The following is a 24,883-nucleotide window of genomic DNA, read 5'->3' on the forward strand; positions in this document are numbered from 1 at the left end:
AGTTCGAGGAGAAGATGAACTTGCGACGGGGTGTGCAGGGGGGAGTGAGTCGGGCATGGATCTTCCCAGCTCTGCCATCCCGGTGTTTCCCTAGTCTGGAAACCCGGCGTCCTATGGACAACCGGACGGGACGGCCTCCCCCTCTGTGCGCCTGAACCATCGCGGGCGGAACCCTTGATGGGTGGGGCCCTGCTCCTGATGAGCGAGAGTTTGCCCCGGCGCGGTAACCCGCAAGTTACCCTTGTTTCCCTTCGCAGGTCTTAACCTGATCAGGTTCCACGGATCCCGAATTAACGGTCTCAGCTTAGCGTCGTTCGACGGTCAGCACTCCGACAAGATGGCGCCAGTATAAGTGGGGAAATGGAAAGCACAAGCCTTTAACAAGCCCGACCAGTGCAAACGAAAACCGGGCCAGAGGCCCGGTTCCATCACTACAACGCACTGCCGTTATTGATTTGCTGCTGGCGTCACGCTCAGGCTGACATTGCTGAAGCCAAGCCCGGAGAGCTCTTGCGCATCGAGCGGGATCTCCAGTCGCAGGCCCTGTTCTCCCCTTCTCGCGCTGAGAGCTCGAGGCGCCTTGCCATCCGCCGCGAGGGGCACGGGCGCACCGATTTCGATATTGCCAGCAAACTGGCTCTCGGCGCTGAAATCGCCGGTGATCCCCGCCCGCACCGGGCGCAGCACTCTGGCCAGGTTGTTCTGCATGGTAGACAGGCCGTTCTGCTGGATGGTCCAGTTCCAGTCCCACCACTTCACTTCACCCGGGATGTAACGCTTGTCCCACTGGTAGCGAATGCTGCTCGCCTTGTCCTTGTACGGTCCGATGACGAAGGTGTGGTTCCAGTTCGGGCGATTGTCCGGATGGGTATACCAGGCATTGCCACCCCAACGCAGGAAGCCACTCAGGGTCAGGTCATAACTGACATCGGCCTTGAACTCATAGGGATAGGAGATATCAGCCTTGTAGAGCTCGATCTTCACCGGGATCTTGGAGCGGGCCGGCACCGTCGGCCGCACGGATTGCGACAGGGAGGTGGTGGTAGAACCCCCGTTCTGGGATGCCCATGACTGGTTGGCCGCAATCTCGATGGAGAGTTCGGTTTCCCCTACCAGTGGCCACTTGAACTTGTTCTTGGTAGTCACCTTCTCGCTCAGGCCATAGGTATTGGTCTTGGACCAGTTGGTGGCGGTATCGTAACGCAGGGTGACGTCATACCCGGATTGCGGGGTGTCACTGTCGTTGATCGCCCAGCCCACCACCGTCTTGACCAGTTGGCGATCAGACTGGGTCACGTCACCATGTTTGAAGCTGTCGGGGTCCAAATTGTACGCAAAATTGCTGACCTTGATGGACGTCTTCTCGCCACAACGATAACCCTCGCAACCGCCGTCATTGTTGCCACGGATCACCCAGCCATCGCCATCGCGGGTCACATCCATGTCTTCACCGACATATTGGCTGTGATTGCCGCCCACCCAGGCATAACCGAGATAATGCGCCAGATAGCTGGTTGGCTTGATGAAATTCGCGCTGTCGTGTACCAGTCGCCACTGCACATCCACCTCATCACCATCTGGAATATCCAGGGCTGACAAGGTGGGTATTTCTCCGGTAACAGGATTGACCGGGTAACACCAGGTATTGGACGCCGAGCCAGGTTTTATTTCACCATTATAACCCGGTCCCATTATTACCCAGCCGTTGGCCAGACCGCTTATTTGCCACTGGCCCATCATATTGACAATATTACTTTTAACGCTCTGCGCTTCTTCTCGAGTAATAGGGCGATACTTGTCGCCACAGACCTCCTGACCCAGCGAGAACAGGCGCAACTGGTCTGGATAGACGGGCTCTGCCGCGTGAGCCTGGGCCATCAGCAGGCCGGATATGATCAATGACAAGCCAGTTATTTTTAGTTTTTGCATAGCAACCCCAATATATTTAAACATTGACATACATTCACCAACGCTTATATATCCGCAGGTGACATGTGAGTACGACAATATCAGTCATATTGGCTTCAATATGCGATCCAGACCACGTTTTGATGCATGTATAACATTAATAAAGTAATTAATTGAAGGCTTTTTGATATTAATAAAAATAATATCAGAGCATTCACTTTATTATTTTATTCATCACTTAATCATACTTCAGAATATAGACAAATAGATATTTCTAATTTAGCAATATATATATTAAGTAGCGGGATGACATGGCTCTTATTCTGGTTCATCTTCCGGATTGGCTATCAGGATCTCGGTCAGGCGGCCCTGCAGGTTACGACTGAGCACCAGTTTGCGGCCCGGTTGCAGGTCGGCCGGGCTGCCATTCAGCCAGCGAGTATCGTCATCGAAGGACAGCACGCCAAGCCCCTGCAACCGCAGGGCGCGGCCCGTGACGGCCAGCAGGGAGGCTTCGGCCCGGCGCCACTGGCTGGTCGGCAAGAATCCGGCGATGGCGTCGGCCATGCCAATGCGCTCGGCGACTCCGTCACGGCTGAGGATGGCCAGACGCATGCCGGGTCTGAGTTCATCGTTGCCTGCCACCCCGCTCAGCGCGGCATTGCCGAGCTCGAGTTCGGCCCCCTGAAACTGCAGGCGCAGGCCATCGTTGTGTTCCAGCTCCACCAGCCAGAGTTCGCCATCGGCGGCCAGAGCGCAGAGCGGCAGCGCCAGCAGCAGGAGGGAGGTGCGTGTCATAGCAAAAGGCCCATAGTGAAACCGTGCGAGGTTTAACTATGGGCCCGCTGAGTGGTTTTTTCCGCCCGGTTCGTCTTGCCGTGCGTCAATCATCCTCGCGGCAGCGGCTCAGGCGCATGCCGTCAAACTTGCACTCCAGCTCCAGCCAGCGTCCTTCGAACGGAGCCAGACTGTCGTCCGAGGTGACATAACCCCAGATCCGCCCCTGCTCCACCGGCCCTTCCAGATCCATCTCGTCATCCTCCTCCAGCTTCTCGACCTCCCGAATAAGCCGCAGTTCGCCCTCGACCACCCCTTCCAGGTCGACCCAGGTGCCGCCGAGATCGTCCTCTCTCAGCCCGTCCTTGAAACGGGTCTGTTCGTCGAGCACAAAGGGAATGCCGTTGACCATCAGCTGGCCCAGCTGCCAGGTGGTGCGGCCGGTCAATTTGAACTCCGCCGACTGCGCAGCGCCGAATGGCAGCAAGATCAGCAGCAGGAGAGTGCAGAGAGACTTCTTCATCGGGGATCCTCGGGGTTACACTGCCACACAGGATGCCTCATCCGGTGTGAGATGACCGTGAAATGGCGGTCGGAACCAGGAGATCAAAGCATGAAAATACTGGTGGTGGAAGACAATCCCCAGGTCGCGGAAACCATCATGGATTATCTGGAGCTGGCGGGCCACCGGCTGGACTGCGCCTACCACGGCCAGGCGGCCCTGCAGTTGCTGGCCGAGCAGCGCTTCGATGTCATCATCATGGACGTCATGATGCCGCGCCTCGACGGCCTCAGCACGGTAGCCCGCCTGCGGGAGCAGGGGATCCCGACCCCGGTGCTGTTTCTCACCGCCCGCGACAGCCTGGATGACAAGCTGGCGGGCTTCAAGGCCGGCGGCGACGACTATCTGGTCAAGCCGTTCGCCATGGAGGAGCTGGAAGTGCGGCTGCAGGCGCTGGCCCTGCGCGGCCCCCGCAGCGACATGGGGGCCCTGTGCGTGGGCGAGCTGACCCTGGATCCCGCCAGCGGCCGCGCCACCCGGGCCGGGGTCGAGCTCAAGCTCGGCAAGATCCCGTTCCAGATCCTCACCCTGCTGGCCCGCCGGGCCCCCGCGCTGGTCACCCGCCAGGAGGTGCTCGACACCGTCTGGGGCGACGAGGAGCCGGACTCCGACGCCCTGCGCAGCCACATCTATGCCCTGCGCAACGCCCTCGACAAGCCCTTCCCTGCTCCCATGCTGGAAACCCTGCACGGCCAGGGTTATCGACTGGTGACCCCATGATGGGCCGCCAGCGCTGCCTGAACCAGCCCGCAGGGAGGCCGTTATGAGCCTGCCCAGCCTGCGCCGTCGCCTGATCCTCACCCTGAGCGGTGCCGGCCTGCTGCTGCTGATCATCATCAGCCTGCTGATGGTGGTGGCGGAGGACAAGATGGAGGAACTCAGCCTGCGTCACTGGCTGGAGGCGGAGGTGACCCGCTACAGCGACGACTGGTTGCGGCTCGGCATGGCGGCCCCCGCCCCCAGCCCGCGCCAGTTCTCCAGCTACTGGACCGAGGCCGGCCGCCTGCCGATCTGGCTCAAGCCCTACCGAAGCCCGGGCTTCTACGAACACGTGCTGGGGGACGAGGACAAGCACTTCCTGGTGCGGCCCCATCCGTCCGGTAAGGGGCTGCTCTATCTGGTGTTCAACGACGACGCCGACGACTACCTGGATCCCTACGAGGATCAGCTGCACCTGGCCACCCGGCTGATCGGGCTGACCCTGCTGCTCGGCTGCATCGGCTTCGGCATCTGGCTGGTGCGCCACATCACCCGGCCGCTGCAGCGGCTGCAGCAGCGGGTTGCTCACCTCACCCCGGATCAGGCGGACTTCGTACCCGATGCCCCCTGGCAGGAGCTCAGGGACATAGAGCTGGCACTGCTGGCCGGCAAGCAGGAGGTGGCCGCGGTATTTGCCCGCGAGCAGGAGTTCAGCCGCTTCGCCAGTCACGAGCTGCGCACCCCCAACATGGTGATCCAGGGCTCGGCCGCCCTGCTCGGCAAGGTGAGCGATCTGCCCGCCCCCGCCGCCCGCGCCACCACCCGCATTCGCGCCGCCGCCGACGAGATGGCGCTGCTCACCGAGACTTTTCTGCTGCTGGGCCGCAAGGAAGAGGTGGAACGCCCGCCCCAGCAGGTGGCACCGCTCATTCGCCGGGAGCTGGCCCGCCTCGCCCCGCTGCTGCAGCGGGAGGAGCTGGATATCCGGTTGCAGCTGGACGATGAGAGCGAGGCGCTGGCCCCCCTCTCCCTGCTCGCCATTGCGCTCGGCAACCTGCTGAAGAATGCCCTCAGCTACGCCGATGGCCATATCGACATCGAGCTGGCCGGCCCCCTGCTCACCATCAGCAACCCCACCGCCGCCGCGCCGGATCAGATCCTCGGCTACGGCTGCGGCCTCACCATCATCCAGCGCATCTGCGAGAAGCTGGGCTGGCAGATAGAGACCCGGCTGGAAGAGGGCATCTTCAGCGCCCGATTGGCGATGATCACCAACGACCCCGCGCAAGGTAAGGCATAGCGCTCCTCATCCCCAGCCCTTCTCCCCGTCTATTCAAAATGGTGGGAGAAGGGAGGCTCCCCCTGGCAAGCCATCGCAGCTCGCGGTGACAACCACACAGCGACGATGACCCAGCACCACCGAACTGTTCCCTCTCCCTTAGGATGAGGGTGCTGTGGCACCCGCCAGATAACAACAGGGCGCCCGAAGGCGCCCTGTTTGCAATGCGTTGGCGGCAGGCTTGGCGTCACTCCGCCGGCTTGTGCTTGCGACTCGCCTTGAGCTCGAGAAACTCGATGATCTTGCCGGCCACGTCCTTGCCGGAGGCAGCCTCCACCCCTTGCAGGCCGGGGGAGGAATTGACCTCCAGCACCAGCGGGCCGCGGGCACTGCGCAGGATATCCACCCCGGCCACGTCCAGCCCCATGATCTTGGCGGCCTGCACCGCGGTGGCCCGCTCTTCCGGGCTTATCTTGATCGCCTCGGCGGTGCCGCCCCGATGCAGGTTGGAGCGAAACTCCCCCGGCTGGGCCTGGCGACGCATGGCCGCCACCACCTTGCCGTTGACCACCAGACAGCGGATGTCGGCGCCGTTGGCCTCGCGGATGTACTCCTGCACCAGGATGTTGTTGTTGGTCTGGATGAAGGCCTCGATCACGCTCTCGGCGGCCTTCTGGGTTTCGCACAACACCACGCCGATCCCCTGGGTTCCCTCCAGCAGCTTCACCACCAGGGGCGCACCGCCCACCATGGTGATGAGGTCGGGCACGTCGTGGGTGCTGTGGGCATAGCCGGTCACCGGCAGGCCGATGCCGTGGCGGGAGAGCAGTTGCATGGCCCGCAGCTTGTCGCGGGAGCGGGAGATGGCCACCGAGCTGTTGAGCGCCATGGTGTTCATCATCTCGAACTGGCGCAGCACGGCGGTGCCGTAGAAGGTGATGCTGGCCCCGATGCGCGGGATCACCGCATCATAGCTCTCCAGCTCCCGTCCTTCGTAATGGATGGAGGGGTTGTGGGAGGCGATGTTCATGTAACAGCGCAGGGTGTCGAGCACCTCGACCTGATGACCGCGCGCCTGCGCCACCTCGACCAGACGGCGGGTGGAGTAGTTTTTCGGCTCACGGGATAAAATGGCGATCTTCATGACAATTCCGCTAGGAGGCAGTGCCTGGGCAGGATGGGGCGGGAGAGTATAAAGTGCCACAGCGCCAAGACAACGCCAATTGTTTCTCCTGACAACAAGACAAACCACACAGAAACGTGCGCTGCCATCCCGCTGTCACCCGCTTGTCAAACGGCGGCACCAGACTGGTCTGTCTCCCGTGTCTGGATGCCACCCCCTTCAGCGAGGATCAATCGGGCCGACGCCTCAGTGCAGGTTCGGCCCCAACCAGCGTTCGGCCTCTGCCAGGGTCATGCCCTTGCGCACGGCGTAGTCCTCCACCTGATCCCGCTGGATCTGGGCCACCGCGAAGTACTTGCTGTCGGGGTGGGAGAAGTACCAGCCGGACACCGCCGCCCCCGGCCACATGGCGTAGGACTCGGTGAGCTGCATGCCGATGGCCTGCTCCACGTCCAGCAGCTCCCAGATGCTCCCCTTCTCGGTGTGCTCCGGGCAGGCGGGGTAGCCGGGTGCCGGGCGTATGCCGCGATAGTTCTCGCGGATCAGCTCCTCGTTGCTGAGCGCCTCGTCCGGGGCATAGCCCCAGTGCACTTTGCGCACCTGCTCGTGCAGGTATTCGGCAAACGCCTCTGCCAGACGATCGCACACCGCCTGAATGAGGATGGCGTTGTAGTCGTCGTGATCCGCCTTGTAGGCCTTGGCGATGGCCTCCTCGCCGATGCCGCCGGTCACCGCGAAGGCGCCGATCCAGTCGGGCTTGCCGCTCTCCTTCGGCGCCACATAGTCCGCCAGACAGTAGTTGGGGAAACCCTGCTTCTCGCTCTGCTGGCGCAGGTGGTGCAGCACTTTTTTCACTTCAGTGCGCGACTCGTCGGTGTAGACCTCGATGCTGTCCCCCACGGCGTTGGCGGGGAACAAGCCTATGATGCCAGCGCAGCGCACGCTCTGATCTTTCTCCAACTGATCCAGCATGGCGTTGGCGTCGGCAAAGAGGCGCGTCGCCTCCTCCCCCACCACTTCATCTTCCAGGATGCGGGGGAACTTGCCCGCCAGCTCCCAGCTGAGGAAGAACGGCGTCCAGTCGATGTAGGGGCGCAGCACGGAGATGGGTACGTTCTCGAACTTCTGCACGCCGGGCTCCCGGGGCTTTGGTGGCTGATAGCCCACCCAGTCCAGCTGATGACGGTTGGCACGGGCCTCCGCCAGCGTGATGGGGCGCGAGCGCGGCTGCTTGCGGGCATGCTGCTCGCGGGCAATCTCGTACTCCTTGTCGATGCGGGCGACAAACGCCTCCTTGAGATCCGGGCTGAGCAGGCTCTGGGCCACCCCCACGGCGCGGGAGGCGTTGGAGACATAAACCACGGGCTCGGAGTAGTTCTGCTCTATCTTCACCGCGGTGTGGGCCTTGGAGGTGGTGGCGCCGCCGATGAGCAGCGGCAGCTTGAAGCCCTGGCGCTCCATCTCTTTGGCCACGTGCACCATCTCGTCCAGCGACGGGGTGATGAGGCCCGACAGGCCTATAATGTCAGCCCCCACCTCCCGCGCCGTCTTGAGGATGGTCTCGCAAGGCACCATGACCCCGAGATCGATGATCTCGAAGTTGTTGCACTGCAGCACCACGCCGACGATGTTCTTGCCGATGTCGTGTACGTCCCCCTTCACGGTGGCGAGCACGATCTTGCCGTTGCTGGAGCCGCCGGACTTCTCCGCCTCGATATAGGGCTGCAGGTAGGCCACCGCCCGCTTCATGACCCGGGCCGACTTCACCACCTGGGGCAGGAACATCTTGCCGGCGCCGAACAGATCGCCCACCACGTTCATGCCGTCCATCAGCGGCCCCTCGATGACGTGCAGCGGCCGCTCGGCCTGGGCGCGCGCCTCTTCGGTGTCCTCCTCGATGAAGTCGGTGATGCCCTTGACCAGGGCGTGTTCCAGCCGCTTGCCCACCGGCCAGCTGCGCCACTCCTGCTCCCGCGGATCTTCGGCCTGGGCGCCTGCGCCGCGGTACTTCTCGGCGATGGCCAGCAGCTCCTCGGTGGCGTTGTCATTGAGGTTGAGCACCACCGCCTCGACCTTCTCTTTGAGCTCGGCCGGGATGTCTTCATAGATGGCGAGCTGGCCGGCGTTGACGATCCCCATGTCCATCCCGTTCTTGATGGCGTGGTAGAGGAAGACGGCGTGGATCGCCTCGCGCACCGGCTCGTTGCCCCTAAACGAGAAGGAGACGTTGGAGACACCGCCGGAGATCATGGCGTGGGGCAGGTTATCCTTGATGTCCTTCACCGCGTCGATGAAGTCCACCGCGTAGTTGTTGTGCTCGTCGATGCCGGTCGCCACCGCGAAGATGTTGGGGTCGAAGATGATGTCTTCCGGCGGGAAGCCCACCTGATCCACCAGGATGCGGTAGGCGCGCTGACAGATCTCGAACTTGCGGGCGCGGGTATCGGCCTGCCCCACCTCGTCGAACGCCATGACGATGACGGCGGCGCCGTAGCGGCGCAGCAGTTTCGCCTGCTCGATGAACTTGTCCACTCCCTCCTTCATGGAGATGGAGTTGACCACCGGCTTGCCCTGCACGCACTTGAGACCGGCCTCCAGCACTTCCCACTTGGAGGAGTCGATCATCACCGGCACCCGGGCAATATCCGGCTCGCCGGCGATGAGGTTCAGGAAGCGCACCATGGCCGCCTCGGCGTCCAGCATCCCCTCGTCCATGTTGATGTCGATGATCTGGGCACCGTTCTCCACCTGCTGCTTGGCGACGTCCAGCGCCTCGTCGTAGAGACCCTCTTTGATGAGCCGCTTGAACTTGGCCGAGCCGGTGACGTTGGTGCGCTCACCCACGTTCACGAACATGGAGTCCGCCGTGATGATGAGGGGCTCCAGGCCCGACAGACGGCAAGCCACCGGCAGGTCCGGCAAGGCGCGGGGCTTGATGCCCGCCACCGCGTCCGCCATGGCGCGGATATGGGCCGGGGTGGTGCCGCAGCAGCCACCCACCAGGTTGAGAAAGCCGCTTTGCGCCCACTCGCGGATATGCTCCGCCATCTCGGCGGCATCGAGGTCGTACTCGCCAAACGCATTGGGCAGGCCGGCGTTGGGGTGGGCACTCACGAAGGTTTCGCTGATGCGAGACAGCTCCTCCACGTACTGGCGCAGCTCATCTGGCCCCAGCGCGCAGTTGAGGCCGAAGGAGACGGGTTTGACGTGACGCAGCGAATGATAGAAGGCCTCGGTAGTCTGGCCCGAGAGAGTGCGGCCGGAGGCGTCCGTGATGGTGCCGGAGATCATCACCGGCAGGCTGTAGCCCAGCTCCTCGAACACCAGGTCCACCGCGAAGGCGGCCGCCTTGGCGTTGAGGGTATCGAAGATGGTCTCGATCAGGATGATGTCGGCACCGCCCTCGATCAGGGCATGGGTCGATTCGGTGTAGGCGGCCACCAGCTGGTCATAGGTGACGTTGCGCTTGCCGGGGTCGTTCACGTCCGGCGAGATGGAGGCGGTACGGTTGGTGGGCCCCAGCACCCCGGCCACGAAGCGCGGCTTGTGGGGCTCTTTGGCGGTCCACTCATCCGCCACCGCGCGGGCCAGCCGGGCCGCCTCGCGGTTGATCTCGGCCGAGAGATCTTCCATCTCGTAGTCGGCCATAGCGATGCGGGTGGCGTTGAAGGTGTTGGTCTCGAGGATGTCGGCGCCGGCGGCACAGTACTGATCGTGGATCTCGCGAATGACAGAGGGGCGACTCAACACCAGCAGATCGTTGTTGCCCTTGATGTCGGTATGCCAGTCGGCAAACCGCTCCCCCCGGTAGTCCGCCTCACCGAGCTTGTAGCCCTGGATCATGGTGCCCATGGCCCCGTCGATGATCAGGATCCGCTCCTTGAGACAGGCTTCCAGCTTGTTTGTCACATCCGACTTTTTGTTCGACACCGCTCGTTCCTCTTACATCCATGCAACTGCGTAAACAGCATCCTAACAGCAAACAAATCAAATGGAAATCTAGCCGTCTATCTGTCTATATTGGCGCTCTATATACTCACAAATGGGTAATGAGTAACATGTAACCCAAGAGTACCCTATGCCCGTCCTCAATAGGGATACGTGCTTGCTGTTTACTAAAGAGAAAAATAACTATGAGCGTCTACTACACACTCTGCTTCCTGGCAGCGTTGGCGATCTTTATCGCCTTTGCCAATCAGTATGTTGTGAAGATCCAGACCACCATCGCCATCACTGCGGGCTCCATGCTGATCTCCGCGCTGATGGTGCTGTTCGGTAAGCTGGGCTGGTTCAACCTGGAACCCCTGGCCGTCAAGACCATGGAGAGCATCGACTTCCAGAATTTCCTGCTGAAGGGGATCCTGGGCTTCCTGCTGTTCGCCGGTGGTCTCGGGATCAACCTGAAAGCCCTGCGCAGCCAGAAGTGGGAAATCACCATTCTGGCCATATTGGCGACCCTGCTCTCCACCTTCCTCATCGGCTATGGCTTCTGGTTCATCGCCAAACTGCTGGGTTGGGACGTGCCGCTGGTCTACTGCATGTTGTTCGGTGCCCTGATCTCCCCCACCGACCCCATCGCCGTGCTGGCCATCGTCAAGAAGATGAAGGCACCACCCCAGATCGCCATCCAGATCGAGGGGGAGTCGCTGTTCAACGACGGTGTTGGCCTCGTCATCTTCGCCACCGTGTTTGCCGTGGCGTTTGGCGGCGTCGAGCCCACCTTCGGCAGCGTGGCCGGCCTGTTCCTGCATGAGGCCCTCGGCGGCATCCTGTTCGGTGCCGTGCTGGGTCTCATCGCTCACGTGATGATCAGCGCCACCGATGACGGTTCGCTGGAACTGCTGCTGACCCTCTGCATCCCGACCGCCGGTTTCGCCTTCGCCAACATGATCGGCGTCTCCGGCGCCCTGGCCATGGTGGTGACCGGCATCATGATCGGCAACTGGACCCGTCACAGCGGCTTCTCCGAGCAGAGCAGCCATCACCTGGATCACTTCTGGGAGTTGATGGACCAGTTCCTCAACGCCCTGCTGTTCCTGCTGATCGGTCTGGCGCTGGTGCTGCTGGATCTGGCCTGGCAAGACTGGATCTTGCTGGTCATCGCGGTGCCGCTCTGCCTGGCCGCCCGCTTCATCAGCGTGTCGCTGCCCTATGTGGCCTTCCGCAAGTTCCGCAGCTACAACAAGTTTTCGGTGCGGATCCTCACCTGGGGCGGTCTGCGCGGCGGGCTGGCCATGGCCATGGCGCTGGCGCTCCCCTCCGGCGTCATGATGCTGCCGGAGCACGGCGTCGACCTGCGGCAGGTGATCCTGGTGATGACCTACTCGGTGGTGATGTTCTCCATCGTGGTACAGGGCATGACCATCACCCCCATGATCACCGCAGCCAAGAAGGCCTGCGGCGACTACTGAGCCATCGGCTGATGGTCACCTGATGATGAAAAAAAGGGCTCCTTAGGGAGCCCTTTTTGTGGCCGACAGACGGCCGTGAAGGAAAAACTGCAAATAATTGTTTGCTTTTTACCCATGTCGAGGAGAGAATGCGCGCCGGCTAGTTAATCAGCCCTGTTTATGTTTGCCCTGCAATGCTTCACCTCACGATGAATCCTGTCAGTACCCGCATAACCTTCTTCTGATTTACTCGCCCTGAGAACCGTTCAGGCTGTCCGCCTGCGTTGCCCGGCTCTCACGGTGCAGACCCGATCTGCCCACTCCCAAGTAGCATCATGCATCCGCGTGGTCCTTGGCGCATTCCTTGAAAGTGCAGACGCCCCTGAACCGGGCTGGGTATTCCTGCGCGCTCGTCCGCTATTTTGCTGACCGCGCCCATCGACCTGACATTTGCCAATACAAGGAGCAAAAACTTAATTTATATAGAGAAATACCATGATGAAAAGCGTACAAACTCGCAAACCCCTGCGTCGCAGCAAGCCCATCAACCTGCCCGTGCAAGAGCACGACTATGATGCGTTTCTGATCCAGTTCAGCACCCGTTTCAGCGGCGGCTTCGCAGTCTCCTGTGACGGCATTGCCGGCGAGTTCTCCATCGAAGAGCTCAACTGATCCTGCCTGCCCACCGGCAGCGCCCGATGCAGACAGGCCGCAACTCACGGCGGCCTCTTTGCCTCACTCCCCCGGCCCTGCTGATATCCTGCCAGCCATGCCACAGCCCTTCAGAGCGGGCAAGCCTCTCTCCCTTCAGCCTCCAGCAACAGACACTCATCCGTATCCTCGGCCAGTTTGACCAACCGGCTCTGCACCAGCCCCAGCTTGGCCAGCAGCGCCACCGAACGCGCGTTGCCCGAGGTGACGATGGCTACCACTCGCTCGATGCCGAGCCGCTCCCGACCGTCCTGCAGCGCCGCCTGCGCCGCTTCGATGCCATAACCCTGACCGCGCCAGGCGGGCAGGAAGGCGTAGCCTATGTCTTCACAAGGCAGGGTATCGCGCTTGATCAGGCCGCAGATGCCGAGCTTGGCGCCGTCGCTGCGCCTTGCCACCAGGTAGAGACCGTGACCGTGACGGGCATAGCTGACCGCCGGCCCCTGCTGGATGTAGTTTTCAGCATCCTGCAGGGTGCGGATGCCCCGATCGCCGATGTAGCGGTGAAAGTCGGGATCGTTGAGCAGTTCGAGAATGAAGGGGGCATCGGCAACCGCCAGTTCACGCAGTTCCAGGCGCTCGGAGAGGATCATGACAAGGGCTCGCTTAGAAGAGACAGGCCCCAAGACTGCCCCCGCAACTGCTCATTGGCAAGGCCGTCACCATGAAAAAGGGCCGCGGTGCGGCCCTGGTCGATGAAATGGGTGGCGTCAGGCCGCCAGCAAGCCGGCATAGCCGTTGCCCTGCTCGCGCAGCGCGACGAACACGGCGGCGCAATCGGGCCACGAGAGACCGAGCCGCTCGGCCACCTGGGTGGGCCACTCGGGCGGCGCCTCCTCCCCCACGTCGGACTGCGCCGCCAGGGCGATGGCCAGATGGATGAGGGCGGCCTCGACAGATAACTCCTTGGCCAGCAGAGGGTTGTAGTGATACTCCACCGCATGGCAGATGCTCAAGGGGAATTGCCAACGCCTGGCCATCTCGGCCCCGGTCTGGGCATAGTTGAAGCCGACCACCAGCTCCTCGGCCTTGGCGCGCCCCTTGCTGGGCTCCAGATCCTTGATGTGGTTCACCATGTTCTCCGGCAGCCCCACGTGCATGATGAGCCGCCCCATGTCGTAGAGCAGGGCGCAGGTGAATACCTCTTCCCCCTTCATGCCCTTGAGCTTGGCCAGCCGTCTGGCCAGTTCGGCCACGTCGAATACCTTGCCCCAGAAATGTTTGAGATCGATGCCGGGCACCGCATTGATGGAACCGGTCAGGCCACAGGCGAGCACCATGTTGCGCACCACGTCGACCCCGAGCCGCACCACGGCCTCGTTGACGGTGGCGACCTGGCGACTGCCGCCAAACTTGGCGGAGTTGGCCAGCCGCAGCAGCTTGGCGGAGATCACCGGATCCTTGTTGATCTTCTTGGCAATCAGCAGGATATCCGGCTCTTTCTCGTTGAAGGTCTGCACCAGTTCGCGCATGACTTCCGGCACGTTGGGCAGGTTCTGGGGCTTGGATAACAGTGAGTCTATGGTGGGCATATTGATATCCGTCCATGCGATTTTATGATGGTTGTCGTTTGCCGACAGCAAACCCACATTAATTATGGGTAACAAAAACCGCCCCTACCGAATGTTTTTATCGAAATATTTCAATGCGTTAATAGCTATCTCGCTATACTGGCATCCTTTATGACATGACGAGGCACAGCACATGAGCGAACCCACCGAGTTCTTCGACGAACAAACCCTGCTGGAGATGGTCGACAACCAGCTGAGCGACGGCCACCCGCTGCAGGTCAAGGCGACCCTGATGCGGCTGGTGATGAAGGGCACTCCCCGTGAAGAGGCGCTGCAATATATCGCCTGTGCCTTGGGGGCCGAACTGATGGCGATGGAAGCGGATCAGGGCCCCTTCAACCTCGATCGCTACGGCCAGTTTCTGGACTCCCTGCCCGAGATGCCCTGGGCCGAATAAACGCCCGCCGCCGGCGATCCGGTCGCCGGCCTGCTCCCGTTAGGCAAGCCACCCCGCCAGCCATTATCATTACTGCCACCGGACAGCAGGGGAGCAAGCATATGCGCTGGCAAGATCGCCGTGAGAGCAACAATGTGGAAGACAGGCGCCAGCAGGGCGGCGGGGGCGGCATCCCCATCGGCGGCAAGGGGCGTCTGATCCTGCTGGTAGTGGTCATGGTGGCCGGCTACTACGGGGTGGACCTCTCCCCCCTGCTCAGCGAACCGACCACCCAGAACCAGCCCCAGCGTCAGGAGATGTCTCAACCGGCCAAGGATCCCCTCGCCAGATTCACCTCGGTAATGCTTGCCTCCACCGAGGATGCCTGGGGCGAAATCTTCCAGCAGAGCGGCAGCCGCTATCAGGCCCCCAAACTGGTGCTTTATCGCGGCGCAACCCGGACCGGCTGCGGCCAGGGCCAGTCGGTGATGGGCCCCTTCTACTGCCCGGCGGATCGCACCGTCTACATCGATCTCTCCTTCTATCAGGAGATGCGCGACAAGCTGGGGGCTGACGGCGACTTCGCCCAGGGCTACGTGGTGGCACACGAGGTGGGCCACCACGTGCAGAACCTGCTCGGCATCGAGCGCAAGATGCGTGAACAGCAGCAAGGGCTGAGCCGGGCCGAGCAGAACAAGCTGTCGGTCAAACTCGAGTTGCAGGCCGACTGTTTTGCCGGCGTCTGGGGCCACTACATGGAGCGGGAACAGGTGCTGGAAACCGGCGATCTGGAGGAGGCGCTCAACGCCGCCCAGGCCATCGGCGACGATCGTCTGCAGCAGCAGAGCCAGGGCCGGGTGATCCCGGACAGCTTCACCCACGGCAGCTCGGCCCAGCGCTACGCCTGGTTCAAGCGCGGCTTCGACAGCGGCAAGCCCGCCAGCTGCAACACCTTCGCCGCCCGCTAGACGCCCAAAAAAGGGGCCGGATCCTGACAGGATCCGGCCCCTTTTCTCATGCAGGGATAAACATCAGTACTGGGAGTTGACGATCACCTCCTCCCCCAACGCGCCAGCCAGCGGCAGCGGCCGGTAGGTGGAGTTGGCCGCGCGCAGCAGCCGGATGCCGCGAATGCCGATCTCCTGTGCGGCCTTGATGTCGCCATCGGCATCGCCGTAGAAGACCTTCATCTGCTTCTCCTTGAGCCACTGCACCTTGGTGTTCTGACCCGGCTGGTCACCAGCGAAGATCACCGGGTTGAGCCGATCGACGGGGATCCCCATGGTCTGCTGCAGGGTCTGGCTGACGGTCTCGGTCCTGGTGGCCGAACGGCCGGTAACGAAATAGATGTGATCGCCGCGCTGGAGGTGCATGGCGATGAGCGCCTTGCCCACCTCTTTCGGCACGCTGAAGGCGTCCCAACCGTTGTTCATCTTCTCCCAGAAGGCCGGGTTCTTCAGGTAGCTCTCGTCGTTGGGGGAGAACTCCTGCTTGCCGCGATAAAACCCCGGGCTGGAGAAGAGCAGGGTGTCGTCGATGTCAAAACCGACCGCCATCGGCGGCAACCCATCCAGGCTCCTGGCTATCTGCTCCACCGACACCCAGTGAATGGGCGCCTGCTGGGACAGGGTCACCGCAGTGACACCGGCAGGGCTGACCGGAGCTTCGACGGCCACGGCAGGCAGGGTCAGGCTGGCGGCAACCAGGGAGGCAAGCAGGGCAAAACGGGGCAATGCGGACATGATACGACTCGTCACATGAAGGAAACAGGGGGCCGATCCTGCCCCATGCCGGCACAGGAAACCGTGAAACCCGCCACAAAACAGGGCCAGGTAGCACGCATCACCACCGCAAGCCCCCATTTTGGCGCAATCGCCAAACAGGATGGCGTAGATGCCAAGGTCGGAGCAGACCACAGGCCCCATACTGGCCGCTCCCATCCACTCAGGAGCCCATCATGGATTACAAGCAACGGCTGCAAGCCTGCCTCAACCGGGTCATCTGCGACCCCGATTTCACCCCGGCCGAACTCGATCACTGGTTCTGCCCGGACTATGTCCAGCTGGTGGATGAGCAGCGGCTGGATCGCGCCGCCTTTGAACAACACCTGTTGGCCCTGCGCCAGAGCCTGGCCCGCTGCGAGATCCGTTTTGTTTCGCTGCTGGCAGAGGGAAACCGGGTGCACTCCCTGCATCGGGTGCGGGCCTGGCGTCACGACGGCGCACGGATCGAGTGCAAGGTGAGCGCCCTGTTTACCTTTCAGGGCGAACGCCTGAGCCACACCGATGAACTGACCTGCCTGCTGGCGGGGGAGCCGGCCGACCGGGATCTCGGCTCCCGCCTCACGGCCCCGTCGGTTCCCGCAAGCAGCGATTGAAGGCGTGAGAAAAGGCGCTGAAATCCCCGTATCCCAGCTCAAGGGCTATCCGCGACAGCGGCTGGCCCTGTTGCTGCAACTGGCGGGCCCGACCCATCACCACCTGTTGCCGCCATTGTCGAAAGCTGCAGCCCAGTTGCTGGCTGAACAGCCGGTTGAGGGTGCGCACCGAGGCGCCTGAACCGGCAGCCAGTTCCGCGAGCCCGTATTCGATGGAAGGGCGCCTGCAGACCTGCTCCAGCACCCGCAGCAGCCGCACATCCAGCCCCGCGCTCAACATGAATCCGGTTGCCGCCGGCGTCTGTCTCAGTTCGGCTGCCAGTACCGTCAGATAGGCATCCCTGAGGCCCGGCTCCGCCATGTCTGCCAGCCGTTCGAACAGGCCGACCAGCAGCGGGCTCACCTGGCGGATCGTCAACTCGCCCCCTCCATCCAGGTCATCCAGATAGACCAGACTGAGTTGGGAGTGGCGCAGCACCCTGAACTCATGGGCAAGTCCGGCCGGGATCAGACAGAGCTGACCCGCCACCAGCAGCACGCCTGTCCCCTCACTGCTGATCACGCCACCGCCCCGATGCAGGTAGCAAAACTGCGGGCCCTCGTGATAGTGAAGGGACGTGAGTGCACCCTGGGGGTAGTCGCGATACAGGAGGTTCATGACGAAGCCCCCAGGCCCAAGGCCCACCCACAGACAGGTTCTTTCGGCACTTCTTGTCCCACGCTCTCGCCCCGGTGGGCTATAACTGCTGTACGCTTTCTAGTGACATTCAAGTCAATTGCGCCTTTTATTGGAGATGCCATGGACGTGCACACCGCCGTTGCCCACCCGAACACAGCGACTCCCTCTTCACCCCAGGCCAGGCTCGATGCCATCGACCAGCTGATGGCCAGACTCGAACTCTCTCCTGACGGGCAGATCCTGGACGCCAACCCGCGTTTTCTCGCCATCATGGGCTATCAGCTAAGCGAGCTCAAGGGCCAGCATTACGCCATGCTGTTGCCGCACGACGTGCTCGACTCGCCTGCCCATGCCGCCCACTGGGAGGCGTTGAAGGCGGGCAGGGAGCAGGAGGGAGAGTTTCACCGGCTGGATCGGCACGGCCGGGACATCTGGCTGCGGGGCAGTTGCAGCCCTCTGCTGGACGAACAGGGCGCGCTGAGCCGGATCATCGAATACAGCATGGATCTGACCGAGCAGAAACAGCTCAACGCCAATTTCGAGGGGCAGCTCAACGCCCTGAGCCGGGTCATGGGCAAGGTGGAGTTCTCGCTGGATGGCACCATTCTCGATGCCAACCCGCGCTTTCTCGAGATCGTGGGTTATCAGCTGGATGAGCTGAAAGGCAAACACCACAGGCTGCTGGTTGACCCTGATTATGCCCAGTCGGCCGATTATGGCGCCTTCTGGGAGACCCTGCGCCGCGGCGAATACCTGGCGGGAGAGTTCTGCCGGATCGGCAAGCAGGGGCAGGAGGTCTGGATCCAGGGATCCTACAACCCGGTGCTGGATCTGACCGGCAAACCCAGCAAGATCGTCAAGTTTGCCACCGACATCACGGCTCAGGTGGAGCAGCATCATCAGCTCAAGCGCGCCATGGAGGAGGCCGAAGAGGCCGCCAGGGTGCGCGAGGAGCTGCACAAGTCGCTGCAGGAGATGTCGACCCCGGTGACCCCCATCTGGGACGGGATCCTGCTGCTGCCGCTGGTGGGGATCATCGACTCCATGCGCACCGCCGACGTGATGAACAAGTCGCTGACCAAGATAGCCGAGACCCGGGCCCGGGTCTTCGTGCTGGACATCGCCGGGGTCGCCACCGTGGACACCGGCGTCGCCAATCAGCTGATCAAGATCACCAAGGCCACCCAGTTCATGGGGTGCGAGGCCATCATCTCCGGCGTCTCGCCAGCCATCGCCCGTACCATGGTGGAACTGGGTGTCTCGGTCGGTGACATCCGCACCACGGCGACCCTGCGGGATGCGTTCGAGATAGCCCTCAAGCGGGTCGGATCCACCCTCTAGGAGCACCGATCATGCTGCTCAACAACGATCTGGGCATCGCCGACGTGGCTGGCTGCATCGTCGTCAGCATGCGGCCAGACCTCGGTGACGAAGGCATGCAGCAACTGACGCAGGCACTCTCCCTGCGGCTGGTGCAGGGGTGCCAGCACGCGGTGCTGCTCGATTTCTCAGGGGTCATGCTGCTCGATCACCACGAGTTTCGGCAGGTTCGCAAACTGGCCGAGGTGTGTCGCCTGCTGGGAGCCGTCTGCCTGCTGGTAGGGCTGAATGCGGGGATCGCCGCCTTCCTGGCGCTGGCCGACGCCGAGCCGGGGCCGCTGCGCTGCTTTCTCGACATGGACGACGCCTTCGCCCATGCCCGTACCCTCAAGGGCGAGGAGTAGGCACCATGGAGCAGGAGCTGAGCACCCAGCAGGCCCGCTACCCATTGCGTCACGACATCGATCTGCACCTGACGGTGATGGCGGTGCGTCGCCTCCCCTTCATCGCCGACCTCTCCGAGGTGGATCGCACCATGCTCTCCACCGTGGTCTCCGAGCTTGGCAGCAACATCCTGAAGTATGCCGAACGGGGGGAGATCACCCTCACCCTCCACCATCCCAGAGGACGCCCCTGCATCGACATCATCGCCCGCGATCAGGGCCCCGGCATCCCCGACATACATCAAGCCATGCAGGAGCACTACAGCACCTCGGGTACCCTGGGGCTGGGGCTGCCCGGCGTGCAGCGCATGATGTCTGAACTCACCATCAGCACCCCGCCGGAGGGGGGTACCCTGGTGCAGGCCCGCAAGTGGCTGGGTGCGGCCCCCGTGGAGCCAAGGCCGGTTTCTCCCCTCTCGTGCACGGGGCAGCAGCATGCCGGCCTTGGCCTGGCATGGGCCAGCGAGAACCGCCCCTGCTACCCGGAGCGGGTCTCCGGCGATCTGGCGTTCATCCGGCCGGGGCCCGAGGGGGTGTCGCTGGTCCTGATCGACGTGAGCGGTCACGGCGCCTCTGCCAACCAGCTGGTACAGATATTGGAGGCGACGTTGCAGCAGACCCGTGAACAGGAACCCGCCCGTCTGCTGCAACTGCTGCACCAGCGCTGCATCGGTACCCGGGGCGCCGCCGCCGGCGTGGCGCTGGTCAACGGCGAGCGGGGTGAACTGAGCTATGCCGGCATCGGCAATACTCGCATCTGTCTGCGCGGTCACGACCCCTGGCGCGGCATCTCCCGCGACGGGGTGCTGGGAGAGCGTTTCCCCACCCCCCTGCTGCAGCGCCAGCCCCTCGTCGCCGGAGACGTGGTGATGCTCTACTCGGACGGCATCAGCGAATCCCTCAACCTGCGCGACGGCGCACTGGATCTTGCCGCCGAGCCCGCCACGCTGGCCCACCAGGTCATCGCCCACAGCGGCCGCAGCACCGACGATGCCAGCTGCATCGTGTTGCGCGTGCTGCCGGCAGAGGAGAAGTAGATGCGGCAACTGATCGGTGAAACCCTGTTGTCCGGCCCTGCGGCGGCCCTCACCGCCCGGCGCAAGGTGATCCAGGTGCTCACCTGCCTCGACAAATCGCCGACCTTCGTTGCCCCGCTGGCAGGGGCAACCTCAGAGCTGGTGCGCCAGCTGATGACGACCTCGGATCCACTGCAACTGCAGCTGTGGCTGGAACCAGAGGCGCAGGAGCTATGGCTCACCCTCACGGCCGATGTCCCGCTCTCCCCCGCCCCTGCCGACATGCATCCGGGCAGCATCCGGCTGGAGGTGCACGCCGACAATCTCCTCGCCCTGGTCTGCCGGTTGCCGCACTGGCCAGATGCCGGGCGGCAACAACAGATGCAGCAGCAGTTCGCCGAACCGACTCGGGAAGAGCTGTTTGCAGTGATGCAGGCCAAGAACCAGGAGCTGGAGCAGGCCTATGAACTGGCGGAGAGCGCGACCCGGGCCAAAAGCGAATTTCTCGCCAACATGAGCCACGAGATCCGCACCCCCATGAACGCCATCCTCGGCATGTCCCACCTCGCCCTGCAGACCCGGCTCGATCCGCAGCAGCTCGACTATGTCAGCAAGATCCAGCGTGCCGCGCAGCACCTGCTCGGCATCATCAACGACATCCTGGATTTCTCGAAGATCGAGGCGGGCAAGCTGGATCTGGAACGGATCGAGTTCGATCTCGACCACGTGCTGGAAAACCTCGCCACCCTGGTGGGTGAAAAGGCAGAAGCCAAGGGCATAGAGCTGTTGTTCGAGGTCGACCACCAGCTCGACACCCTGCTCTATGGCGATCCCCTGCGTCTCGGCCAGATCCTCATCAACTACGCCAACAACGCGGTCAAGTTCACCGAGCAGGGAGAGATCCTGGTCAAGGTCCGCTGTCTGGAGAAGCTGCCGCAGGAGGTGCTGCTGCACTGCTCGGTGCAGGATACCGGGATCGGCATGAGCCAGGAGCAGCAGCAGCGGCTGTTCCAGTCCTTCCAGCAGGCGGACAGCTCCACCACCCGCAAGTACGGCGGCACCGGGCTTGGCCTTGCCATTTGCCGCAAGCTGGCGGGCCTGATGGGGGGCGAGGTGGGCGTGCAGAGCGAGCCGGGCCAGGGCAGCACCTTCTGGTTCACCGCCAGGCTCGGCCGCGGCAGGCGCAGATCCCGCTATCTGCCGAGCCTGGATCTACGCGGCCGCCGCATGCTGGTGGCCGACGACAGCGCCAGTGCCCGTACCATACTGGCCGCCCTGCTGCGCGGCATGAGCTTTGTGGTGGACACTGCAGAGTCCGGCCAACAAGCCCTGCAGATGATCGCGGATGCCGAGCAGCAGGGAACCCCCTATGAGGTGGTGCTGCTGGACTGGCGCATGCCGGGACTGGACGGCATCGAGACGGGGCGTCGTCTCATCGCCCGAGGTGCGGGCCGGCGCCCCTACCGGGTCATGGTGACCGGCTACGGGCGCGAGGAGATCTTTCGCGAGGCCGATGCTGCCGGTTTTGATCGGGTACTGGTCAAGCCGGTCTGCGCCTCCGTGCTGTTCGATACCGTCATCGGCCTGTTCGGGCAACAGGCCGCGACCCTCTCCTTCAAGCATCAGGCGACCCATCACTATCGCTTCGACGGTCTGCGGATCCTGCTGGCGGAAGACAACGAGCTCAATCAACAGGTGGCGCTGGAGCTGCTGCAGGCGGTCGGCGCCAAAGTGAGCGTGGCCAGCAATGGTGCCATCGCCCTGGATATGGCGACCAAGGCCCTCTACGACCTGATCCTGATGGACATGCAAATGCCGGTGATGGATGGGCTGGCCGCCACCCGGCAACTGCGCCAGCAGGAGGGAACCGGGCAACACATTCCGATCCTGGCGATGACCGCCAACGTCATGGCCGGCGATCGCGAGCGCTGCCTCGCCGCCGGCATGGACGATCACATCGCCAAGCCTATCGATCCCGACAAGCTCTATGACGCCCTGCAACGCTGGGCAACCTCCTTCAGCCGCGAGGTCGGGGCCAGATTCAAAACGTCGCAACCGCCCCCGGCATCGTCGTTGCTGCCACAGCTGTGCGAGCTCGGGCTCAATGCCGAGCGGGCCTTGCAGCGGCTGATGAACAACTGGGGCTGGTATCAGGATCTGCTGCTGCGCTTCGCCCAGCAGGGTACGCAACCCATGGCAAGCCTGCTGACCGCTTTGCAGGCAGACGAACGGGAAGAGGCACACCGGCATGCCCATACCCTCAAGGGAATAGCGGCCACCCTGGGCGCCGAATCATTGCAGGAGATCGCGGCCACACTGGAAAACGCCATCACCCGGGGCGACGAGGCTGCCGCTCTGCTGCCACTGGTAGAACAGGGGCTGCAACTGCAAGCACAACTGGCGCAGGGGCTGCTGCAGTTGCTGCCAGACGAAGTACCCGAGCAGCCAGAACAGGAGAAGATCGATACCGCTCCCCTGCTGAACCGGCTCACCGGGCTGCTGCTGGAGGATGATGCCGAAGCCTTCACCCTGTTTCAGCGCCATCAGGCCCGGCTCACTCCCCTGCTGGGGGAGAGAGCGCCAGCCATCGGTGAGGCCATGAGCCGTTTTCGTTTCGACGATGCACTGGCTCATCTGCAACAAGTCCGGGCCCTCAGACCCGATCTGTTCAACCAAGAGTGAGGGCACCATCATGCTCAACTTGCTGGATCCAGATACCAAACCCACCCTGCTGGTGGTCGACGACACGCCGGAGAACCTCTCCCTGCTCAGCGCCCTGCTCAGCCCCCACTATCGGGTCAAGATAGCCATCAGCGGCCAGCGGGCGCTGGAGATCCTATCGACCGGCCCCCGGGTGGACTTGATCCTGCTCGACGTGGTGATGCCCCAGATGGATGGCTACCAGGTGATGCAGGCACTGCAGGAGATGCCGCAGGCGCGGGAGATCCCGGTGATCTTCCTGACCGCCCAGGTGGAGGAGAGCGCGGAGGCGCACGGCCTGGCACTCGGGGCCGTCGACTACATCCACAAGCCGATCTCCCCCGCCATCGTGCTGGCCAGGGTCAGAAACCACCTGGAGCTGAAAACAGCGCGGGATCTGCTGCACGATCAGAACGCCTATCTGGAGCAGGAGGTGGAGCGGCGCACCCGGGAGAACGAGCTGATCCAGAACATCACCATCCACTCACTCGCCTCGCTGGCCGAAACCCGCGACAACGAGACCGGCAACCACATATTGCGTACCCAGCACTATGTGCGGCTGCTGGCGGAGACCCTCTGCGATCACCCCCGCTTCCATGCCGAGCTGACCCCCAAGACCATAGATCTGCTGTTCAAGTCGGCCCCCCTGCACGACATCGGCAAGGTCGGCGTACCGGACCGCATCCTGCTCAAACCCGGCAAGCTGGATGAAGAGGAGTTTGCCCAGATGAAGCACCACTCCATCCTCGGCAAGGAGGCCATCGTCCACGCCGAGGAGGCGCTCGGGGTGGAGGTGGAATTCCTGCGGCTGGCCAAGGAGATCGCCTGCTACCACCACGAGAAGTGGGACGGCACCGGTTATCCCTACGGTCTGATCGGCGACGAGATCCCCCTCTCGGCCCGGCTGATGGCGCTGGCCGACGTGTACGACGCCCTCATCAGCAAGCGCTGCTACAAGGCCGCCATGTCCCACCAGGAGGTGGTGCCCATCATACTGGCGGGGCGGGGCAACCACTTCGACCCCGACATCACGGACGCCTTTGCCTCCATCCACCAGCAGTTCCACGAGATCGCCCTGCGCTACAACGACGACAAGGGCGAGCGGGAGGCCAACCGCGACTAGGTGGTGGCGGGCAGCAGATCGGTGAAGACGAAGCCGTCCCGCTCCACCGTCTCGCCGGTCCGGATGGCCAGCGGTTGGCGGAACATGGGGCCATCCCAGGCCAGGGTATGAAACTCGCCGTTCTCGCCGCACGGGTCCACCCCGTCGGGCAGCGCCGCCAGCAAGGCCGCATCAAACTCATGCCCGCCGAGGGTGGCAGGCAGCTTGCGCGGATCCAGGGTGCTGATCCTGGCCCTGAGCCCTGCCGCCATCATCTGGTGCGCCAGCTCGCCTGTCTTGCTGCCCCACAGCGGAAACAACGGCGTGATCCCCGTCCCCGCCAGCTGCCGCTCCCGATAGGCACGCACGTCTTCGAGAAAGAGATCGCCGAACGCCATGTGGCGGATCCCTTGCGCCACCACGTCGGCGATGAAGTCGGTCATGATGCGGGCGTAATCCTCATTGCTGCAGGGCCAGGGCAGGTCGATGGTGGTCAGCGGCAATCCCACGCACTCGGCCTGCGCCAGCAGCAACTGCTTGCGCACCCCGTGCATGGCCACCCGCTCGAACGCCTGGTTGAGGGTGGTGAACAGGCCCACCACCTCGATGGCAGGATCCTGCCGCAGTGTGTGCAGCGCCCAGGCGCTGTCCTTGCCGCTGCTCCAGGAGAGCAGCACCTTGGTCTTCGTCATGATATCTCCAGCAATCCGGTGGCCGGGCACTGGCGGCCAGCCGGCGCACCTTGGTTGTCATTCGCCCCAGGCGCGTTGCCCGCCCTCGCCTTGCCGCACCAAAAAGCTGCAAGACAGTGTTGCGAATTGTGCGATTTACAGGTCGGGATGCAAAAGCA

Annotated in this window: 22 protein-coding genes and 1 riboswitch; of the genes, 12 read left to right on the forward strand and 10 right to left on the reverse strand. The window is 63.0% G+C overall.

The window, feature by feature from the left end:
- Nucleotides 1–228 precede the first annotated feature (228 nt).
- Nucleotides 229–342, reverse strand: a riboswitch (TPP riboswitch).
- Nucleotides 343–447: 105 nt separating this feature from the next.
- The 3 genes from aerA to I6L38_RS17160 form a co-directional block, all read right to left on the reverse strand.
- A complete protein-coding gene (gene aerA / locus I6L38_RS17150; protein ID WP_017787365.1) occupies nucleotides 448–1,929 on the reverse strand; it encodes a beta-barrel pore-forming toxin aerolysin in 1,482 nt (493 codons plus the stop codon).
- A 297-nt stretch (nucleotides 1,930–2,226) separates the two neighbouring features.
- The gene (locus I6L38_RS17155; protein WP_043170693.1) at nucleotides 2,227–2,706 is read right to left on the reverse strand and encodes a hypothetical protein; all 480 of its coding nucleotides are present in this window, start codon (nucleotides 2,704–2,706) and stop codon (nucleotides 2,227–2,229) included.
- Nucleotides 2,707–2,791: 85 nt separating this feature from the next.
- Nucleotides 2,792–3,208, reverse strand: coding sequence for a hypothetical protein (locus tag I6L38_RS17160; protein ID WP_010635345.1), 417 nt, complete (start codon nucleotides 3,206–3,208; stop codon nucleotides 2,792–2,794).
- Nucleotides 3,209–3,298: 90 nt separating this feature from the next.
- Between I6L38_RS17160 and I6L38_RS17165 the strand changes: the two genes are divergently transcribed.
- Nucleotides 3,299–3,967 (forward strand): response regulator transcription factor, encoded by a 669-nt coding sequence (locus tag I6L38_RS17165; protein ID WP_010635346.1) that lies wholly within the window; start codon nucleotides 3,299–3,301, stop codon nucleotides 3,965–3,967.
- A 43-nt stretch (nucleotides 3,968–4,010) separates the two neighbouring features.
- Entirely contained in the window at nucleotides 4,011–5,246 is a 1,236-nt protein-coding gene (locus tag I6L38_RS17170; RefSeq protein ID WP_043170692.1) for a HAMP domain-containing sensor histidine kinase, read from the forward strand.
- A 226-nt stretch (nucleotides 5,247–5,472) separates the two neighbouring features.
- On the opposite strand, the gene rimK is transcribed toward I6L38_RS17170, so the two are convergent.
- Both rimK and metH read right to left on the reverse strand, forming a co-directional pair.
- Nucleotides 5,473–6,369, reverse strand: coding sequence for a 30S ribosomal protein S6--L-glutamate ligase (gene rimK, locus I6L38_RS17175; protein ID WP_005308166.1), 897 nt, complete (start codon nucleotides 6,367–6,369; stop codon nucleotides 5,473–5,475).
- A gap of 225 nt (nucleotides 6,370–6,594) precedes the next feature.
- A complete protein-coding gene (metH, locus tag I6L38_RS17180; RefSeq protein ID WP_216988775.1) occupies nucleotides 6,595–10,278 on the reverse strand; it encodes a methionine synthase in 3,684 nt (1,227 codons plus the stop codon).
- A gap of 203 nt (nucleotides 10,279–10,481) precedes the next feature.
- Here metH and I6L38_RS17185 point away from each other — a divergent pair, with 203 nt between their 5' ends.
- Both I6L38_RS17185 and I6L38_RS17190 read left to right on the forward strand, forming a co-directional pair.
- Nucleotides 10,482–11,759, forward strand: a complete 1,278-nt coding sequence (locus I6L38_RS17185) for a sodium:proton antiporter (protein WP_005308162.1) — start codon at nucleotides 10,482–10,484, stop codon at nucleotides 11,757–11,759.
- A gap of 474 nt (nucleotides 11,760–12,233) precedes the next feature.
- Complete coding sequence (locus tag I6L38_RS17190; protein ID WP_005308161.1) at nucleotides 12,234–12,410, forward strand: hypothetical protein; 177 nt, start codon at nucleotides 12,234–12,236, stop codon at nucleotides 12,408–12,410.
- A 110-nt stretch (nucleotides 12,411–12,520) separates the two neighbouring features.
- Here I6L38_RS17190 and I6L38_RS17195 read toward each other — a convergent pair whose 3' ends face one another.
- Both I6L38_RS17195 and I6L38_RS17200 read right to left on the reverse strand, forming a co-directional pair.
- Nucleotides 12,521–13,042: a GNAT family N-acetyltransferase gene (locus tag I6L38_RS17195; protein ID WP_216988776.1), complete on the reverse strand. Its 522-nt coding sequence runs from the start codon at nucleotides 13,040–13,042 to the stop codon at nucleotides 12,521–12,523.
- A gap of 117 nt (nucleotides 13,043–13,159) precedes the next feature.
- On the reverse strand, nucleotides 13,160–13,981 hold the full coding sequence (locus tag I6L38_RS17200) for an HDOD domain-containing protein (RefSeq protein ID WP_216988777.1): 822 nt from the start codon (nucleotides 13,979–13,981) through the stop codon (nucleotides 13,160–13,162).
- 172 nt (nucleotides 13,982–14,153) lie between these two features.
- On the opposite strand from I6L38_RS17200, the gene I6L38_RS17205 reads away from it, so the two are divergent.
- Nucleotides 14,154–14,417: a hypothetical protein gene (locus I6L38_RS17205; RefSeq protein WP_194760372.1), complete on the forward strand. Its 264-nt coding sequence runs from the start codon at nucleotides 14,154–14,156 to the stop codon at nucleotides 14,415–14,417.
- 101 nt (nucleotides 14,418–14,518) lie between these two features.
- Nucleotides 14,519–15,364 carry a neutral zinc metallopeptidase gene (locus I6L38_RS17210; protein WP_216988778.1) on the forward strand — a complete coding sequence of 282 codons (846 nt, stop codon included), beginning with the start codon at nucleotides 14,519–14,521 and terminating at the stop codon, nucleotides 15,362–15,364.
- 63 nt (nucleotides 15,365–15,427) lie between these two features.
- On the opposite strand, the gene aphA is transcribed toward I6L38_RS17210, so the two are convergent.
- Complete coding sequence (gene aphA / locus I6L38_RS17215; RefSeq protein ID WP_216988779.1) at nucleotides 15,428–16,138, reverse strand: acid phosphatase AphA; 711 nt, start codon at nucleotides 16,136–16,138, stop codon at nucleotides 15,428–15,430.
- 215 nt (nucleotides 16,139–16,353) lie between these two features.
- On the opposite strand from aphA, the gene I6L38_RS17220 reads away from it, so the two are divergent.
- Entirely contained in the window at nucleotides 16,354–16,773 is a 420-nt protein-coding gene (locus tag I6L38_RS17220) for a nuclear transport factor 2 family protein (protein WP_216988780.1), read from the forward strand.
- On the opposite strand, the gene I6L38_RS17225 is transcribed toward I6L38_RS17220, so the two are convergent.
- Nucleotides 16,739–17,431 carry an AraC family transcriptional regulator gene (locus I6L38_RS17225; protein WP_216988781.1) on the reverse strand — a complete coding sequence of 231 codons (693 nt, stop codon included), beginning with the start codon at nucleotides 17,429–17,431 and terminating at the stop codon, nucleotides 16,739–16,741. The two genes, I6L38_RS17220 and I6L38_RS17225, sit on opposite strands and share 35 nt — an antisense overlap.
- Nucleotides 17,432–17,572: 141 nt before the next feature.
- On the opposite strand from I6L38_RS17225, the gene I6L38_RS17230 reads away from it, so the two are divergent.
- From I6L38_RS17230 to I6L38_RS17250, 5 genes are read left to right on the forward strand one after another with little or no spacing between them, the layout of a single operon-like run.
- Nucleotides 17,573–18,793, forward strand: a complete 1,221-nt coding sequence (locus I6L38_RS17230; RefSeq protein WP_010635353.1) for a PAS domain-containing protein — start codon at nucleotides 17,573–17,575, stop codon at nucleotides 18,791–18,793.
- Nucleotides 18,794–18,804: 11 nt separating this feature from the next.
- Nucleotides 18,805–19,176: an anti-anti-sigma factor gene (locus I6L38_RS17235; protein ID WP_216988782.1), complete on the forward strand. Its 372-nt coding sequence runs from the start codon at nucleotides 18,805–18,807 to the stop codon at nucleotides 19,174–19,176.
- A gap of 5 nt (nucleotides 19,177–19,181) precedes the next feature.
- A complete protein-coding gene (locus I6L38_RS17240; RefSeq protein ID WP_043170671.1) occupies nucleotides 19,182–20,252 on the forward strand; it encodes an ATP-binding SpoIIE family protein phosphatase in 1,071 nt (356 codons plus the stop codon).
- Entirely contained in the window at nucleotides 20,253–22,913 is a 2,661-nt protein-coding gene (locus I6L38_RS17245) for a response regulator (protein WP_201882109.1), read from the forward strand.
- Complete coding sequence (locus I6L38_RS17250) at nucleotides 22,852–24,054, forward strand: HD-GYP domain-containing protein (RefSeq protein WP_019840512.1); 1,203 nt, start codon at nucleotides 22,852–22,854, stop codon at nucleotides 24,052–24,054. The genes I6L38_RS17245 and I6L38_RS17250 overlap by 62 nt, the downstream gene beginning before the upstream one ends.
- Here I6L38_RS17250 and I6L38_RS17255 read toward each other — a convergent pair.
- Nucleotides 24,051–24,725: an adenine nucleotide alpha hydrolase gene (locus tag I6L38_RS17255; RefSeq protein ID WP_201882110.1), complete on the reverse strand. Its 675-nt coding sequence runs from the start codon at nucleotides 24,723–24,725 to the stop codon at nucleotides 24,051–24,053. The genes I6L38_RS17250 and I6L38_RS17255 overlap by 4 nt on opposite strands.
- Nucleotides 24,726–24,883: the final 158 nt, after the last annotated feature.

It is taken from the genome of Aeromonas sp. FDAARGOS 1408 (assembly GCF_019048665.1).
GTDB lineage: Bacteria > Pseudomonadota > Gammaproteobacteria > Enterobacterales > Aeromonadaceae > Aeromonas > Aeromonas dhakensis.

Coding starts and splice junctions, on each gene's coding strand:
- I6L38_RS17165 (WP_010635346.1), top strand. CDS start 3,299: ATGAAAATACTGGTGGTGGAAGACAATCCCCAGGTCGCGGAAACCATC.
- I6L38_RS17225 (WP_216988781.1), bottom strand. CDS start 17,431: ATGAACCTCCTGTATCGCGACTACCCCCAGGGTGCACTCACGTCCCTT.
- aphA (WP_216988779.1), bottom strand. CDS start 16,138: ATGTCCGCATTGCCCCGTTTTGCCCTGCTTGCCTCCCTGGTTGCCGCC.
- I6L38_RS17160 (WP_010635345.1), bottom strand. CDS start 3,208: ATGAAGAAGTCTCTCTGCACTCTCCTGCTGCTGATCTTGCTGCCATTC.
- I6L38_RS17245 (WP_201882109.1), top strand. CDS start 20,253: ATGCGGCAACTGATCGGTGAAACCCTGTTGTCCGGCCCTGCGGCGGCC.
- aerA (WP_017787365.1), bottom strand. CDS start 1,929: ATGCAAAAACTAAAAATAACTGGCTTGTCATTGATCATATCCGGCCTG.
- I6L38_RS17155 (WP_043170693.1), bottom strand. CDS start 2,706: ATGACACGCACCTCCCTCCTGCTGCTGGCGCTGCCGCTCTGCGCTCTG.
- I6L38_RS17250 (WP_019840512.1), top strand. CDS start 22,852: ATGCACTGGCTCATCTGCAACAAGTCCGGGCCCTCAGACCCGATCTGT.
- I6L38_RS17190 (WP_005308161.1), top strand. CDS start 12,234: ATGATGAAAAGCGTACAAACTCGCAAACCCCTGCGTCGCAGCAAGCCC.
- I6L38_RS17235 (WP_216988782.1), top strand. CDS start 18,805: ATGCTGCTCAACAACGATCTGGGCATCGCCGACGTGGCTGGCTGCATC.
- I6L38_RS17185 (WP_005308162.1), top strand. CDS start 10,482: ATGAGCGTCTACTACACACTCTGCTTCCTGGCAGCGTTGGCGATCTTT.
- rimK (WP_005308166.1), bottom strand. CDS start 6,369: ATGAAGATCGCCATTTTATCCCGTGAGCCGAAAAACTACTCCACCCGC.
- I6L38_RS17255 (WP_201882110.1), bottom strand. CDS start 24,725: ATGACGAAGACCAAGGTGCTGCTCTCCTGGAGCAGCGGCAAGGACAGC.
- I6L38_RS17195 (WP_216988776.1), bottom strand. CDS start 13,042: ATGATCCTCTCCGAGCGCCTGGAACTGCGTGAACTGGCGGTTGCCGAT.
- I6L38_RS17230 (WP_010635353.1), top strand. CDS start 17,573: ATGGACGTGCACACCGCCGTTGCCCACCCGAACACAGCGACTCCCTCT.
- I6L38_RS17220 (WP_216988780.1), top strand. CDS start 16,354: ATGGATTACAAGCAACGGCTGCAAGCCTGCCTCAACCGGGTCATCTGC.
- I6L38_RS17200 (WP_216988777.1), bottom strand. CDS start 13,981: ATGCCCACCATAGACTCACTGTTATCCAAGCCCCAGAACCTGCCCAAC.
- I6L38_RS17210 (WP_216988778.1), top strand. CDS start 14,519: ATGCGCTGGCAAGATCGCCGTGAGAGCAACAATGTGGAAGACAGGCGC.
- I6L38_RS17205 (WP_194760372.1), top strand. CDS start 14,154: ATGAGCGAACCCACCGAGTTCTTCGACGAACAAACCCTGCTGGAGATG.
- I6L38_RS17170 (WP_043170692.1), top strand. CDS start 4,011: ATGAGCCTGCCCAGCCTGCGCCGTCGCCTGATCCTCACCCTGAGCGGT.
- I6L38_RS17240 (WP_043170671.1), top strand. CDS start 19,182: ATGGAGCAGGAGCTGAGCACCCAGCAGGCCCGCTACCCATTGCGTCAC.